Below are 14,476 nucleotides of genomic sequence, written 5' to 3' on the forward strand. Positions count from 1 at the left end.
GGCAAATCCAAGTTTCGGTGTCAGCAACGCTGCAACAGGAAGTATTTCAAAGACACGACGTGTAGGCGTATTCGAAAGTTTTTCATATCTGCTTGGGTTACACGTTCAACCAGTACCGCGTGTACCGGCGTTCGCCAGTGCGTGTGACCGCACCCATTTCAACGAGGTCCTGCAAGTCTCGGGTCGCCGTCGCCCGCGACGTCCCAGTGATCGAAATATAGTTCTCCGCACTCAGGCCACCTTTGAACCCGTCAGGCCCTTCCCGGAACATGCGCTCGATTACCTTGGCCTGCCTTTTATTCAACGCGTCGCGATACTGGTCGTAGAAATGCGCCTTTGCAATGAAGAAGCCCACGCGGTCCAAGGTAACCTGCTGCGCTTCCAGAACTGCCTCTGCGAACCAGACCAGCCAAGGCGTGACATCTAGCGTTTTCTGGTGCCGCTCAAGCTGATCGTAGTAGTCCTTCCGCTTTCGCTCGATGGTGAAGGCGAGCGCGATGAGGCTCGGCTGCCCAATGTTCTGAGCCAGGGACTTTTCGGCCAGGGCCCGACCCAAGCGACCATTCCCGTCCTCAAATGGATGGATGCTTTCGAAGTAGAGATGACTCAGGCCCGCGCGCGTCAATGCCAGCAAAGGCTTTTCCGCATCCGGCCCTGTCCGGTTGAACCAGTCGACATACCGTTCCATCTCATCCGGAACCTTCGCAGATGGCGGGGCCTCAAAATGCACGACCGGACGATCAACACGACCCGAGACAATCTGCATGGCATCTTCGTGCTGCCGATAGGGCCCGATGGCCTCCAAGCGCTTATCGAATGACAAGAGCATCTCGTGCCACCGAAACAGCGTTTCGTGCGTGAGAGGCTCGGCATAGGTCGAGTAAACATCGACCATCATCTCTGCCACGCCCTGCTCTCTGGGTTTGTTCGGATAGCTGTCCGGTTCCAATCCGAGATTTCGGCGAAGCGAGGATTGCACACTGCGTCGGTCCAGCATCTCACCCTCAATGGCGCTGGTTTTCATGGCCTCATCACTCAGCAGGTCGATGCGGAGTTGATCACGCTCTGCCGAATTGACATGCTGAACGGCACCAAGAACTTCGCCTGACGACAGCAGGAACCGCTGCTCGAGTGGCGCAAGCTCTGCGTCGTCGTACCGGAAATCCGGCCAACCGGGGACCTGCCAGTTCCATGCCATGAGTTATAGAACTCCTTTCTATAGCTCACATATAGACCATTTTTGAGTTATAGAAGTCAATTCTATGCCTCACGGCGAGAACGCCGTGTAGCAACCTGATACCCGTGGACCTCAATTCGTCATAAGCGGCCGACTGATTGAAAGTCAGAGCCCGACCGATTGAAAGCGGGCGGCGTTACGTTTCCGAAGTTTACTGCATATTTCGGACATCAAGGCTTCGATAGCTCCAGCTCCGGCAAGTCCCGCAGGCTCTGCAGATCAAACATCGTCAGAAACGTCTCCGTCGTCACGAAGGTATGCGGCGCGCCGGGGCGCGGCGACCGCGGACCGCTGGCGATCAAGTCCTTGTACCGAAGCCGGGACAGCAAATCACGACTTACCTCCTTCCCGAAGATATCGGCGAGTCCAGCCCGGTCGATCGGCTGGTGATAAGCGATGGCGCAGAGTACCCCCATCTCCATTTCAGTGAAAGCCAGGGACTGGTCTGCAAGATCGGCGGCAGCCTTGATCGCGTCCGCAAACTGCGTCCGAGTGCGGAACATCCAGCCGCCAGCCACCTGCGCGAGTTCGTAGGGACGACCGGTCAGCTCGGCTTGAATGGCCTCGATCAGCATCTCGACCGAGGCCCCCTGCCCCACCACGCGGGCCAGATCGTCGCGGCCGACCGGCGACGCACTCGCGAAGAGCACCGCTTCGATCCGCCCCATCCATTCGCGCCAGCGCAGCTCCTGTGGCAGGTCGTCGAGCTCCCGGTCAAAGACGGCGCCGCCTTCCTCCGCCGGTTTCCGTTTCCTGGTCGCAACATTCATGATGCGATCCCGTAAAGCCGGAAGGTCGACCGCCCGGTCAGTTCCCGAGCGACACCCAACTCGACCAGACGGTCACAGAACCGCCGCGCGGCGCGGGAAGTCATTGGGATCGAAGTGCCCCGAATGCGCGGCGAGAGCATCGAGGCGGGGACCACGGTATCCTCGGTCATGAACAGGTCTACTGCGGCCTCCGAACCCTTCGCCCTGAGTTTCGGCGCGACGGTGCGAAGGGCCTCGGCGCGGCAAGCATGGTCTCGCGCCAACCGAACGGTGACCTCGATGGACTCGAGGATCCGCACCTGGACCGCTAGCTCGGCCCCCCGCCTTTCTTCGGTCAGGTTCAGCAGCGCCGCCTTTGCCAGTCGCTGCGCGGACACAGGCAGCACAGTCTTCCAGTTCAGCGTGCTCGCCAGGACGACATCGGATAGCAGGCAGGCGACCCGTTCCGCCCGGTCGTCGGTCTCGAGCACGGCGCGCAGGACGGCGCTGCAACCCGCCAATGGCCCGCGGGTTCGAGCCTGCTCCAGACCCACATCAAGCCAGATACCTACTTCGCCCGCGAACTCCGCTCCAACCAAGTCAGCGATCTCGCCCAGACCGCTTGTCCTCACGCGCACAACCTCGCGCCAGAACGCCAGGAGATCACCGTCCGGGCCCCGTGCCTCGCCCGGCGGCGTCAGGTGATAGGCATCGCGGATATCCGCCTTTCGCGCCAGGCGTCCCTCCAGTTTCGAGGCCGCTGTCGCGGCACTCAATGCCAGCCGGTTCGCAAGCAACCTCGCCGGCACGCCATGCCGCGGATCGGATACGAGCTGGTCGAGCACCGTCAGCGCCGCGCCTGACCGAAAGGCCACAGTTTCAAGGGTTTCTGCACGTGCGGAGGTGACCCAGGACGGCAGTTTCGGTAAAGTGTTCAGGTCGTCCGAGATGGGAGCGGGCTGGCATGTCATGCCACAACACTAGACCCTCACGGCGCTTTCCGCCACCATATAGTGTATAAACCGCCCCACCCTGCGGCTCCCGGCTATGTCCAATAAGGTTGCCTTATCGGACGCTCTGCCCGCCGCAGATTGCTGCCGATTTTCGTCTTGCAAGCCCACCGACGCGGGACAGTGTTGAAGCATTGAACCGTACTGATTATCGGGCCACCTGAAGGCCATTTCCGGTCGCTGGCGTGCTTTAGTTCCACACTCTCAATGACAACCAGCAAACCTTCCCCTAGCCTGGCGAAATGTCGAGCCAAGCGTGGACAGATGCTGAAAATGACCTGATCGTCGGGGATTACTTCGCGATGCTGGCTGACGATGTGGCAGGCCGTCCCTACAACAAGGCCGAGCATCGGCGGCAGCTTCTGCCGCTCCTCAACAACCGTTCGGACGGGTCGGTTGAGTTCAAACATCAGAATATCAGCGCTGTGCTCAAGGGGCTCGGTGAGGTCTGGATCACCGGGTACAAACCGGCGTTCAACTTCCAGGCCAGCCTGGTCGACGCCGTCGCACGATGGCTGGCTATTAACCCCGGCTGGACGCACCGCACCCTTTCTTCCCGGCCGATGGAAGGCATGGCCGAGGCGGCGCAACTCTGGGTCGGGCCTGCACCGACGTTGACCAACCAACCGCCGCCAGACGAGCTTGAGCAGATGCTCCACATCGCCAAGAAATTCGACGTGGCCGCGCGGGATGAGCGCAACCGTGCCCTTGGCAAGGCTGGGGAGGAACGTGTCTTGAAGCACGAGCGCGACACGCTGACTACATCTGGGCGTGAGGATTTAGCGCGTCAAATCCGCTGGGTTTCCGAAGAAGACGGCGATGGCGCGGGCTATGATATCGCCAGTTTCGATGCAGATGGACGGCAGCGTCTCATCGAGGTGAAGACCACAAACGGGTGGGAACGCACACCGTTTCATATCTCCCGCAATGAGCTTGCAGTGGCAGATGAACGGCGCGAGGAATGGTGCTTGTTTCGCCTCTGGGACTTCGCACGGACGCCCAAGGCTTTCGAGTTGCGCCCGCCGCTTGATGCTCATGTGTCGCTCACGGCGACCAGCTTTCAAGCTAGCTTTCACTGAATTGTTTTGACGAGACATGGCCTGAAAGCAGCGCATCAATGGAGCGCGAGATAAAAGGGTTGCCGCATTCGGCACGCAACCGGTTGTGGTGACTGACTTAATTCAGCCGCACCCCCTTACGTAATGCGGCGACTATACGGTTAAGGCCCTGACTTTGCGGGAATAGTTCAGCGGCACATTCCCCATGGGCGCTTTTTGCGGCGTCAAATTCAACGCAAAATCAGAAATTTAGGTGCCTTCAAGCGGCAAGGGTTGGAGGGTTACCGTGCGATTTCTTCATCAACATCAGACACCTAGGCACGTGTTGCCGCACCTCTTTTATCTTGCAGTCTATCAGATGGTCCGTGTTCGTCGCCGCCTCTAATCAGTCTGCGTGTCTCGATCTGAAACTGCTCACCCTCCGATTTGCACGTCGCAGCTTGTCGGACCGCGATGACGGGTGTTGAACCCTGCACAACGTGAGTAGGCGCCCCCATGCTATTTGGCATGACGCCAACGCCTCGCATCCTTGGACCGTGCGCTCACCCGACCCAGTCGGTCGCGACCGCACGGATCGAGGCTGCACTCTTGAAGGTCGCCGCGCTGGTCGCGGAAGAACCAGCCTTCGCGCCGATCTTCGAGCGGTTGGAGGCAGAACTGGCCGCGGCCGTGAAGAAAGAGAAGCGGCTGTCGGAGGCGCAGCGTCGGGCGCGGGCGCTACTGGCTCAAAAGGCGATGCGGGCAACAAGTTCTGCGACATGTTCCAGCGATGCGCCCTTGCCGTATCGTTCCCGGTCGAGCCGATGACCGAAGAGGTCACGCCTGATCCGGTCGTCGATCCCGGCGGCGAGCATCCGGTCCTCGAAAGAGTGGCGCAGGGAATACATCGAGTGGCGCGGCGTCTCGAGTAGGCCGTTGGTGCGGAGGAACTTGTTCACGACTGCGCTGAGGGTCGCCCGATTGCGGTAACGCGGGAAGCCTTGAGGGTACTGCTTGAAGGCCTCGAGCGAGACACCCGTTAGCGGGATCACGCGGCGAGCGTAGTGGCTCTTCAACTGCCGTCCCTCCGCTTCGATGGAGATATGGGGAACGTTACAGTCGAGCCGGATCGTCTCCGCCGTCAGCGCCGCTCCTTCAGATGGGCGGTATCCGGTGTTGATCATCCCCAGCAGTAAAGCGCGCGCTTGCCCATTCAAGCCGTCCAGCGCACTGGGCGCGAGCAGCCGCGTCCTGATCCAGTCCTCGCTGAACGGCGGACGCGTCAGCTTCTCGCCCTCCTTGAAGGACAACTCGCCCAGCGGCAGCGTCAGCCCAAGCCGCTTCATCGTGTTCACGGTCTTCAGAACATCGCCGAGGTGGATCAGGTCCTTGTTCGCCGAGTTTGCCGTGACCTCGCTCGCCTCGATCCGGTCGAGCCAGTGCTGGCGGAAGTCCAGCATGTCGTCGCGGGTGATGTTGGCGATCTCCTTGTTGCCAACGACCGCGACGAAGTTCTTCACCGCCTTCTTGCGTGGGGCCTCCCAACGGCGGAGCTGGTCTTCGCTCTTGCCGAGTGTCTTCTCCTTGGCGAGGCTCCAATAGAGCTCGAGTGCCTTGCTGACCGTGATGCGAGGTTCGGCGACAGTGCCGAGCAATGCGGCGGCCTCGACGGCATCGGGATGGTTCGCCGGGGCGGGGATCGCCTCGACGCGCTCGATGACATCCTCGACCGGCAGCCTGGCGACAGCCCCCGCATCCAGATACCGGAAGCCTCGAGCCCGGGCCAGGTCACGTGCGGCCTCGTAGCGCGCCTCCGCATCCGCGCTGTTCCCGGCCAAGCGCGCCTCCCAGGCCTCGATCATCTGGCTCCACGCCCGATCCGCCTTGCTCCGAGCGATGGTCTCCGAGTCGGTGTGAAGGCTGATCCAGACGGTTTCGCGCGGCTCGATACCCGATACCGGCGCGGCACGCGGCGGCGGAGGTGGAAAAGGCGGCCTCGTTTGGCAATGCTCATGGCGGAGAAATCCCCCCTTTGTGTAGCAAAATGTGCAGCAAATCCAGCGGACCGAGAACCACCATCAGCGCGAAAACGCCGAATTTCGCCCTACTATCAGGCGATTATGAGATCACGATATTGAGGAAAATGGCGGAGACGAAGGGATTCGAACCCTCGAGACCCTTCCGGGCCTACTCCCTTAGCAGGGGAGCGCCTTCGACCACTCGGCCACGTCTCCGCTGACCCGTCTATCCAAGGCAAATCGGGAGGGCAAGGGGATTTCCCATGCCCCACCCGCTTTCGTTACATCAAACCTGACAGCGCATGGATCAGCGCCACAAGCATGGCACATGTTCTGGGGTACTTGCCGAACCCGGCCCAAAGGGCGAGCGCAGCAAAGATCAGGTTCAAGGCAGTCGCATCCGCCAGCACCAGGCTGACATGTTCGACCAAGAGTTGCAGATACCACATATTCAGGTAATCTCCTGTAGATGCGGCGAGGCCCCGCCTAGGGTTAAGGCGTTGTCCGGACAGGTGTAATTTAGCGACGAGAGGGATCAGCCGAGAGCACAGCGATGACACCGGAACACACCGGTCAAAACATCGCGTGACATCGGGGAGCAGCAGGTGACACCCAATGACATTCAACGCTTGGGAAAACTTCGGTTACGCAGTCCGACAAGCGCGTCTCGATATGGGCTGGACTTTGCAAAAACTAGCCGAAGAAACGTTCGATGAAGGCTCTCGCAAAGGCTATGTAAGCCAAGTCGAAAGAGGGTTACGCACTCTAAAGCCCGAAACCATCGACAAATTTGACCAAGCGCTGGACCTACCCAGCGAGATCGTCAAAGCGGCCCATCTCGCACCGCCGCTCGCAAAAACCAGCGTGGATGAGGACAAACGGGATCACGACGCTGAACGCCTGCTGGTCAAAGCCGCCAAGGACGACAGCATCGGCCCGGTGGCAGAGGCGTTGCTGACCACCCTGGCCTATGAATTTGCGGGCGGGCAATATCGCGACATTCACACCGCCTATACCAGCCTGCGTCAGGCGCTTGAGGCCGCCGAAGACATCCGCAAGCGCGGCGAAATGCCCCCGGACAACACAGGCAGCCAATTGAACGCCGTAATGGCCGAAGTGGCCAAGCTAAACGATCTGGGCGCGCTTGAAGATGCCGATGCGCTGCTGGATGCCGAAGAAAAACGGATGCGCGAGGCGCATAAGACGGAGAAAGAGCGGCTCGACCAACAAGCCAAGGCGCTGTTGGACCGACGGCTCGACCAAGACCGCTTGCGCAACGACCCTGATGCAGCCGCCGCGCGGTTGATCAAAGACACTTTTCGCAAAGCGCCGCCGGGCGGAGTGTTCTGGGCTACAAATAGACTCATTCATAAATGGGGAGAAGACGGCGATGCAGCAGGCGACATGTTTGCTCTGCGTACGGCTCTTTGTATGGCAAAGGTAAATTATGAATACCGGAGCAAAGGTAAAAAAAACCTGGAAGCTGCTGCACTTCATACCCTGGCTAACTGTCACTACCGTATTGCAGAACGCTCTATCAGTTTCCGGCATTTGACTGTTGCAAAGAATGCGATTGAAGCCGCCCTTCGGAAAACCTCCAAGTCGAGTACGCCAGTGAATTGGTCCATTTCTCAGGACGCTCTTGCGATGATTTTCTTGGAAATGGGAGAGCGTACAGCCGACATCGCGATGCTTCGGGACGGAGTAGTGGCATCTCGTGCAGCTTTGAAAGCGGCCGTCAGTGAAAATGCAAGTGGACTGCAGCATTTCTGGAACAACTTCGGTAGCGCCTTGTCAAAACTCGGCGAATTTTCTGGGGCCAAAGAGCCACTGGAGGAAGCAGAAGACGCGCTGCGCACAGCTCTCTGTCTGAAAAACAAAAATGCTGAACCGTTGAACTGGGGGGCAACCCTAAACAACCTTGCCTTAGCTCAACGATGGCTTGGCGAGATGAAGGGCGATTTGGCCAAATTGACAACGGCGCGCACTGGGTATGCTGCTTGCGAAGCTCTAGACCTTCAGGGCAAAGCGCCCTTCGATTGGGCCGTCCTGCAATGGAACATCGCCGACCTCGCCCTTGCGCGGTTCCGCCTTGATCCGGACCCGGCCCTGCTCGCCGAAGCCCGCCATCACGTCGCCAAGGCCCGTGCGTTTTTTGTGGATGGGTCAGATTATCAGACCGAGCGTTGTGATGAACTGCTGGGGCAGATCGACGCTGCCGATCCGGGCCGTTGACCACCGCGCGCTGCGTTAACCCCATACCATACCGACGCCCGCACAGACGCGATACAGATGTAATACCGACATGGGTTTTCGACCCGAAACAGCCGTTAACCTATTGAAACTGCTGGGACTGCGCCAGCTCAGGCCCAAAACCTCGCACGGCAGGTTCCCACCCCATTAACCACCAGGCTCAGGTGTTGAACAAGAAGTGCAGGACGTCCCCGTCCTTCACCACATATCCCTTGCCCTCGGCGCGCATTTTGCCGGCCTCTTTGGCCGCGCTCTCTCCGCCCAGCACAACAAAATCGTCATAGGCAATCGTCTCCGCCCGGATGAACCCTTTCTCAAAGTCGCCGTGGATCACCCCCGCCGCTTTGGGCGCGGATGTGCCCGAAGCAATCGTCCATGCGCGGGCCTCTTTGGGGCCGACGGTAAAGTATGTCTCAAGATGCAGGAGTTCGTAACCGGCGCGGATCAGCCGGTCCAAACCCGCCTCGCTCAGCCCCATTTCCTCCAGGAACATCTGCGCCTCGTCGGGTTCCAACTGGCTGATCTCTTCCTCGATCTGGGCGGAAATCACCACATGGGAATTGCCCTGCGCCGCCGCCATTTCGGCCACCGCCGCCGAATGGGCATTGCCCTCGGCCGCCTCGGCCTCGCCGACGTTACAGACATACAAAACCGGCTTGGTCGTCAAAAGTTGCAGCATATTCCATGCCTTAAGATCATCTGCATCCACCTCGACCACACGGGCGGGCTGGCCATCTTCCAAAACAGCCTTGGCCGCCTCCAACAGGCGCACCTGCTGCACGGCTTCCTTGTCGCCGCCACGGACTTTGCGGACCAGGTTCTGCAAACGCTTCTCGATGCTCTCCAGATCGGCGAGCATCAACTCGGTCTCGATGGTGTCGGCATCGGCCACCGGGTCCACGCGCCCCTCAACATGGGTCACATCGCCGTCTTCAAAACAGCGCAAGACATGGGCGATGGCGTCAACCTCGCGGATATTGGCCAGAAACTGGTTGCCCAGGCCCTCGCCCTTGCTGGCGCCTTTGACCAGACCCGCAATGTCGACAAAGGTCATGCGGGTCGGAATAATATTCTTGGAGGCCGCAATGGCCGCCAACTTGTCGAGGCGGTCATCGGGCACGGCCACTTCGCCCACATTGGGCTCGATCGTGCAGAAGGGAAAGTTGGCCGCCTGCGCGGCGGCGGTCTTGGTCAGCGCATTGAACAGGGTCGATTTGCCCACATTCGGCAGACCCACAATTCCCATCTTGAAACCCATCACGATCATCCTTTTCGCGTTTGAGCCGCTTCTAGCAGGACGGCCAGTAGGTGCAAGACGGCGACATCTGATGGGAAATCGGGGCCAAAAGCAGGGAAAGCAATTGAAAGGCAGGGCAAGAATCGGCCATGACTGCGCGGTGGCGCGATTGTCGGGCCACGGTTTCGATTGATTTACGCAGGAGCAACCGCATGACACCCCTTCGCGTTGCTGTATTGGTTTCTTGTTTTGCCGTTTGCGCACCCGCTGTCTCCAACGCCCAGGAATGGACGTTTGGCCTCGGCTCCACCGATTACGGAGACGCGGGCACCGACAGCGCCGTCTTTGAGCTGGAATACAAGCACACCCCTTTCGTGCAACGGCGGGTCATGTCGCTGTCCTGGGGGGCCAATGCGTCGCTCTCGGCCGAAGGGGATGCCTTTGTCGGCGGCGGGATCTGGACGCGCTGGCAATGGGACAGCGGTTGGTTCATCGACAACAGCATCATGCCGGGCCTGCACTCCGAGGGGACCGCAGGCAACGATCTGGGATCGGTCTTTGAAATCCGATCGCTTTTGGGCGTGGGGTATCAGTTCGACAATGGCAGCGCGATTTCGGCGGCCTTTACCCATAAATCCAATGCCAGCATCGCCACCGACAACCCCGGCATGAATGCCTATATCATTCGCTATCACATGCCGTTCTGAGGGCGCTTGCTTTTCCCGCGTCTCTGAGGCAGGTCAGGGCCGACCTAAAGGAGACGCCACATGACCACGCGCATTGACGCCAAATTCCAAGCCCTGGCCGCCGAAGGCCGCAAGGCGTTTGTGTCCTACATCATGGCGGGCGACCCGGACTTTGACCGCTCGCTCGAAATTGTGCGGGGCTTGCCTGGCGCAGGTGTGGACGTGATCGAACTGGGCCTGCCCTTCACCGATCCGATGGCCGATGGCCCCACGATCCAGCTGGCGGGGCAACGCGCGCTTGAGGGCGGCATGACCCTCAACAAGACCCTCGATCTGGCCCGCGCCTTCCGCGAGGGGGACGACACCACGCCCATCGTGCTGATGGGCTATTACAACCCGATCTATTCGCACGGTGTTGACCGGTTTCTGACCGACGCCAAGGCCGCAGGCATTGACGGTTTGATCGTGGTGGACCTGCCTCCTGAGGAAGACAGCGAATTGTGCCTGCCTGCCCAGGCTGCGGGCCTGAACTTTATCCGGCTGGCCACACCCACCACGGATGACAAGCGTTTGCCGCGCGTGCTGCAAAACACTTCCGGCTTTGTGTATTACGTGTCGATCACAGGCATCACCGGTGCGGCAGAGGCCGAGGCCGTAGACGTGGGGCCTGAAGTGGCGCGGATAAAGGCGGCCACCGACCTGCCGGTCATCGTAGGCTTTGGCATCAACACGCCCGAAAAATCGCGGGCCATCGCCTCTGTGGCCGATGGGGCTGTGGTCGGCTCGGCCATCGTCAGCAAAATCGCGGCAGGCGACAGCACGGAACAGGTTCTGGCCTTCGTGAAATCCCTGGCCGACGGCGCGCACGCAGCCTGAAGGATGGCGTACCAACAGGTACGCCTTACGGGGATGATTTAGCCCTTACGCTTTTGATCCACGACTGCGATGGCGGCGGCCACCGCCTCGTCGATGGTCATCTCTGACGTGTCCAGAACATGCGCGGTCTCCGACGGTTTCAACGGGGCCGCCGCCCGCTCGCTGTCCCGCGCATCGCGTTCTTTCACATCCGCCAGCACCTGGTCAAAGGCGACGTCATCGCCGCGCGCCTGCAACTCCGCCCAGCGGCGTTTGGCCCGCACTTCGGCACTGGCCGTCACAAACAGCTGCGCTTCGGCTTGCGGCACGATCACGGTGCAGATGTCCCGCCCATCCAGCACCGCCCCCCCGGCCCGACGGGCAAAGGCGCGCTGAAAATCCAGCAGGGCGGCGCGCACCTCGGGGATGACCGCGACCTTGCTCGCGGCCTGCGCCACATCGGCACTGCGCAAATCGGGGTTATCGAGGCCATCAGGCGTCAGCCCGCGCGCCGCGTCAATCGGGTCCACCCCGTGCAGCACCTGAATGCCCACTGCGCGGTAAAGCAGACCGGTGTCCAGATGTGCAAACCCGAAATGGGCGGCCACGGCCCGCGACACGGTGCCCTTGCCCGCAGCGGCAGGCCCGTCAATGGCCACTGTAAAAGGTTCGGTCATGTCATCCTCCGACTGACGTGGGCTTTCCAAAAACAGATCGCGACGCTCAAAACAAGGCTGCCGACCTTGAGGCTGGTCAGAACTGAGGCTAGGGCCACCGCACTCAGGTCGCCATCCAACGCCCGAACCAGAAACACCCCCTCGCCCAGATCGGCAACCCCGTAGGTCAGCGCCGCAAGCACACCAAAAAGGGATTTCAGGTGCAGTGACCAGAGCGCAAGAAAGGCGGCCAAGGCAATGGCCAGCGCCCGATCCGTCCCCGTCAGGACATCGCGATAGGCTGCGATGACGGCCTCCGACATCGTCGCGAAACAGGCGGTGAAATCGACGGTATCATAGCCCCAGAATTGAGTTTCCGGCCCATAGGAACAGCCCAATTCCTGCCGCAACAGGGTGACCGAAAATACGCCCACCCACACGCCAAGGATCGCCGCCGCAGCGCCCGTTCCGACAAGGGCCGCGCGGGGCACCATCAGCTGCGCGTCAGGCGCGCCCCGAGGGCCGTCATCAAAGGCTCAAAGATGGGGAAGGACGTGGCAATCGGCCCGCCATCATCGACAGACATCGGCGCATTGGTGGCCATGCCCATCACCATGAAGGACATGGCAATCCGGTGATCCAGATGGCTGGCGCAGGTAACGCCGCCCGGCACATTGCCATGGCCCAGCCCCGTGACGGTCCACCAGTCGGGACCGTCCTCGACGGTGACGCCCGCGGCGCGCAGGCCCACGGCCATGGCGTCGATCCGGTCGCTTTCCTTGACGCGCAATTCCTTGACGCCCGGCATATGGGTCTTGCCTTTGGCAAAACTCGCGACCACCGACAGGACGGGGTATTCGTCGATCATGCTGGCAGCACGCTCGGGCGGCACTTCGATACCGTGCAGATCGGGCGAAAAGCGCGCGCGCAGGTCGGCCACGGGCTCGCCGCCTTCGGTCCGCTCGTTCTCATAAGTCAGGTCCGCGCCCATCTCGCGCAGGGTCTCGTAAAGGCCCGCGCGGGTGGGGTTCAGGCCGATGGTGGGCACCAAAACATCCGATCCAGGCACGATGAGCGCCGCACAGACGGGAAAGGCGGCCGAGGACGGATCGCGGGGCACATCAATGTGCTGCGGCGTCAGTTCCGGCTGACCCTTGAGGGTGATGACGCGGCCCGCATCCGTGACTTCGGTGCTGATTTCGGCACCAAAGCCGGCCAGCATCCGCTCGGTATGGTCACGGGTGGCCTCGGCCTCGATCACCACGGTCTCGCCGGGGGCATTGAGGCCCGCAAAGAGGACGGCGGATTTCACCTGGGCGGAGGGGACAGGCACGGTGTAATTCACCGGTACAGGGTCCGCTGCCCCCACCAACGTCATGGGCAAGCGCCCGCCGGACCGGCCCACAGCCTGGGTGCCGAACAGGGCCAAAGGGTCCGTGACACGCGCCATCGGGCGCTTGTTCAGGCTCGCATCGCCCGTGAACGTAGCCGAAATGGGCGAGGTCGCCATGACACCCATGATCAGGCGCACGCCAGTGCCCGAGTTGCCACAGTCGATGACCTGATCCGGCTCGGCAAAGCCGCCCACGCCCACGCCGTGGACGGACCATTTTCCGCCCCCGTGATTGGTGACCTCAGCGCCAAAGGCCTGCATTGCCTTGGCGGTATCCAGCACGTCCTGCCCTTCGAGCAGGCCGGTGATGGTCGTCTCGCCCACGCAGAGCGCACCAAGGATCAGGGCGCGGTGGGAAATGGATTTGTCGCCGGGCACATTGGCGGTGCCGGTCAGGGGGCCACAGGCCTCGGACATCATCGGGATTGGGTCACCGTGGCTGGACATATGCGCGCTCGTTCCTGGGGTCAGATTGGTATGGCGCACACCTAACCCAGCGTTTTGCGGACGTCCAGCGATGGCGGACGACACGTCCGCCTTACGGGCTATGTGGCGGGCCTAGCCCCGCCGCACAAAGGTCAGGTAATGGGGCGTGCGCCCCTCACGCAGCGCCTTTTGCTCATAACGCGTGCTTAGCCAATCATCCCACGGAATGCGCCAGTCGGCTGCGGTCTCGCCGGTCCAGTCAAAGCCCTGCTTTGGCACCTCTTCGAGGGTCTGGCGCACATAGTCGGGAATGTCGGTCGCCACACGCAGCATCGCCCCGGGTTTCATCACCCGCGCCAGCGGGGCCAGGTGCTCGGGCGTGACAAAACGGCGGCGGTGATGGCGCGCTTTGGGCCAGGGATCAGGATACAGCAGGAAGGCCCGCGCAATACTGGCCGAGGGCAGCACATCCATCAGGTCGCGGGCATCGCCCGGATGCACGGCTAGGTTGGTCACGGCTGCACGGCGGATCTTGCCCAAGAGCATGGCCACACCGTTGATGTAAGGCTCCGCCCCGATGATGCCGACGTCCGGGTTCTGGGCCGCCTGATGCACCATATGCTCGCCGCCACCAAAGCCCACCTCAAGCCAGACAGGCTTGCCGTCAAAAAGCGCGTCAAGGTCCAGCGGGGTCCGCTCCGGGTTGTCGTCCCAGGACACCGGGCCGGGCGAGAGATCGGCCAGATCCTCGGCCAGATAGGTGCGCTGGCTGTCCTTCAGGGTCTTGCCCTTGATCCGGCCATAAAAATTGCGATGGGGGCGTGTCGTCATGGCCGCGCGTTTAGCGCGGGCGGGCCGTGGGGGCAAGGTTGGAACGGCCCGGATGGATGAAGAGGACATAAGGGGCTCTGCCCCCGGC

Annotated in this window: 13 protein-coding genes, 1 tRNA gene and 1 pseudogene; 4 read left to right on the forward strand and 11 right to left on the reverse strand. The window is 61.3% G+C overall.

The genetic code is table 11. The features are described from left to right. Nucleotides 1-97: 97 nt before the first annotated feature. From Q1A44_RS17350 to Q1A44_RS17360, 3 genes are all read right to left on the reverse strand, one after another. Nucleotides 98-1,198: a Fic family protein gene (locus Q1A44_RS17350; RefSeq protein ID WP_299627810.1), complete on the reverse strand. Its 1,101-nt coding sequence runs from the start codon at nt 1,196-1,198 to the stop codon at nt 98-100. A gap of 209 nt (nt 1,199-1,407) precedes the next feature. Further along, the gene (locus Q1A44_RS17355; RefSeq protein WP_299627812.1) at nt 1,408-2,007 is read right to left on the reverse strand and encodes an SMC-Scp complex subunit ScpB; all 600 of its coding nucleotides are present in this window, start codon (nt 2,005-2,007) and stop codon (nt 1,408-1,410) included. Further along, nucleotides 2,004-2,957, reverse strand: a complete 954-nt coding sequence (locus Q1A44_RS17360; RefSeq protein WP_299627814.1) for a DUF1403 family protein — start codon at nt 2,955-2,957, stop codon at nt 2,004-2,006. Before Q1A44_RS17360 ends, Q1A44_RS17355 begins: the two co-directional genes overlap by 4 nt. 281 nt (nt 2,958-3,238) lie before the next feature. On the opposite strand from Q1A44_RS17360, the gene Q1A44_RS17365 reads away from it, so the two are divergent. After that, nucleotides 3,239-4,075, forward strand: coding sequence for a DUF3883 domain-containing protein (locus tag Q1A44_RS17365; protein WP_299627816.1), 837 nt, complete (start codon nt 3,239-3,241; stop codon nt 4,073-4,075). A gap of 704 nt (nt 4,076-4,779) precedes the next feature. Here Q1A44_RS17365 and Q1A44_RS17370 read toward each other — a convergent pair. The 3 genes and pseudogenes from Q1A44_RS17370 to Q1A44_RS17380 form a co-directional block, all read right to left on the reverse strand. After that, nucleotides 4,780-6,047 (reverse strand): annotated as a pseudogene (locus Q1A44_RS17370) (tyrosine-type recombinase/integrase). Nucleotides 6,048-6,177: 130 nt separating this feature from the next. After that, nucleotides 6,178-6,267, reverse strand: a tRNA-Ser gene (locus Q1A44_RS17375). Between the two features lie 65 nt (nt 6,268-6,332). Further along, nucleotides 6,333-6,500: a hypothetical protein gene (locus tag Q1A44_RS17380; RefSeq protein ID WP_299627820.1), complete on the reverse strand. Its 168-nt coding sequence runs from the start codon at nt 6,498-6,500 to the stop codon at nt 6,333-6,335. 166 nt (nt 6,501-6,666) lie between these two features. On the opposite strand from Q1A44_RS17380, the gene Q1A44_RS17385 reads away from it, so the two are divergent. After that, a complete protein-coding gene (locus tag Q1A44_RS17385) occupies nt 6,667-8,286 on the forward strand; it encodes a helix-turn-helix transcriptional regulator (protein WP_299627822.1) in 1,620 nt (539 codons plus the stop codon). A 178-nt stretch (nt 8,287-8,464) separates the two neighbouring features. Here the strand turns inward: Q1A44_RS17385 and ychF are convergent, their stop codons facing one another. Continuing rightward, nucleotides 8,465-9,562, reverse strand: a complete 1,098-nt coding sequence (gene ychF, locus Q1A44_RS17390; protein ID WP_299627824.1) for a redox-regulated ATPase YchF — start codon at nt 9,560-9,562, stop codon at nt 8,465-8,467. A gap of 191 nt (nt 9,563-9,753) precedes the next feature. Between ychF and Q1A44_RS17395 the strand changes: the two genes are divergently transcribed. Then, a complete protein-coding gene (locus Q1A44_RS17395; protein ID WP_299627826.1) occupies nt 9,754-10,248 on the forward strand; it encodes an acyloxyacyl hydrolase in 495 nt (164 codons plus the stop codon). Nucleotides 10,249-10,308: 60 nt separating this feature from the next. Continuing rightward, entirely contained in the window at nt 10,309-11,103 is a 795-nt protein-coding gene (gene trpA, locus Q1A44_RS17400; RefSeq protein WP_299627828.1) for a tryptophan synthase subunit alpha, read from the forward strand. Nucleotides 11,104-11,141: 38 nt separating this feature from the next. Here trpA and Q1A44_RS17405 read toward each other — a convergent pair whose 3' ends face one another. From Q1A44_RS17405 to Q1A44_RS17420, 4 genes are all read right to left on the reverse strand, one after another. Next, a complete protein-coding gene (locus tag Q1A44_RS17405; protein ID WP_299627830.1) occupies nt 11,142-11,759 on the reverse strand; it encodes a d(CMP) kinase in 618 nt (205 codons plus the stop codon). After that, the gene (locus Q1A44_RS17410) at nt 11,756-12,232 is read right to left on the reverse strand and encodes a hypothetical protein (protein WP_299627832.1); all 477 of its coding nucleotides are present in this window, start codon (nt 12,230-12,232) and stop codon (nt 11,756-11,758) included. Before Q1A44_RS17410 ends, Q1A44_RS17405 begins: the two co-directional genes overlap by 4 nt. Beyond that, nucleotides 12,232-13,578 (reverse strand): 3-phosphoshikimate 1-carboxyvinyltransferase, encoded by a 1,347-nt coding sequence (aroA, locus tag Q1A44_RS17415; protein ID WP_299627834.1) that lies wholly within the window; start codon nt 13,576-13,578, stop codon nt 12,232-12,234. The genes Q1A44_RS17410 and aroA overlap by 1 nt, the downstream gene beginning before the upstream one ends. Before the next feature lie 111 nt (nt 13,579-13,689). Beyond that, nucleotides 13,690-14,388, reverse strand: a complete 699-nt coding sequence (locus Q1A44_RS17420) for a tRNA (guanosine(46)-N(7))-methyltransferase TrmB (RefSeq protein WP_299627836.1) — start codon at nt 14,386-14,388, stop codon at nt 13,690-13,692. Between the last annotated feature and the right edge of the window lie 88 nt (nt 14,389-14,476).

The sequence above is a fragment of the uncultured Tateyamaria sp. genome (genome assembly GCF_947503705.1).
In the GTDB taxonomy this organism is placed as follows: domain Bacteria; phylum Pseudomonadota; class Alphaproteobacteria; order Rhodobacterales; family Rhodobacteraceae; genus Tateyamaria.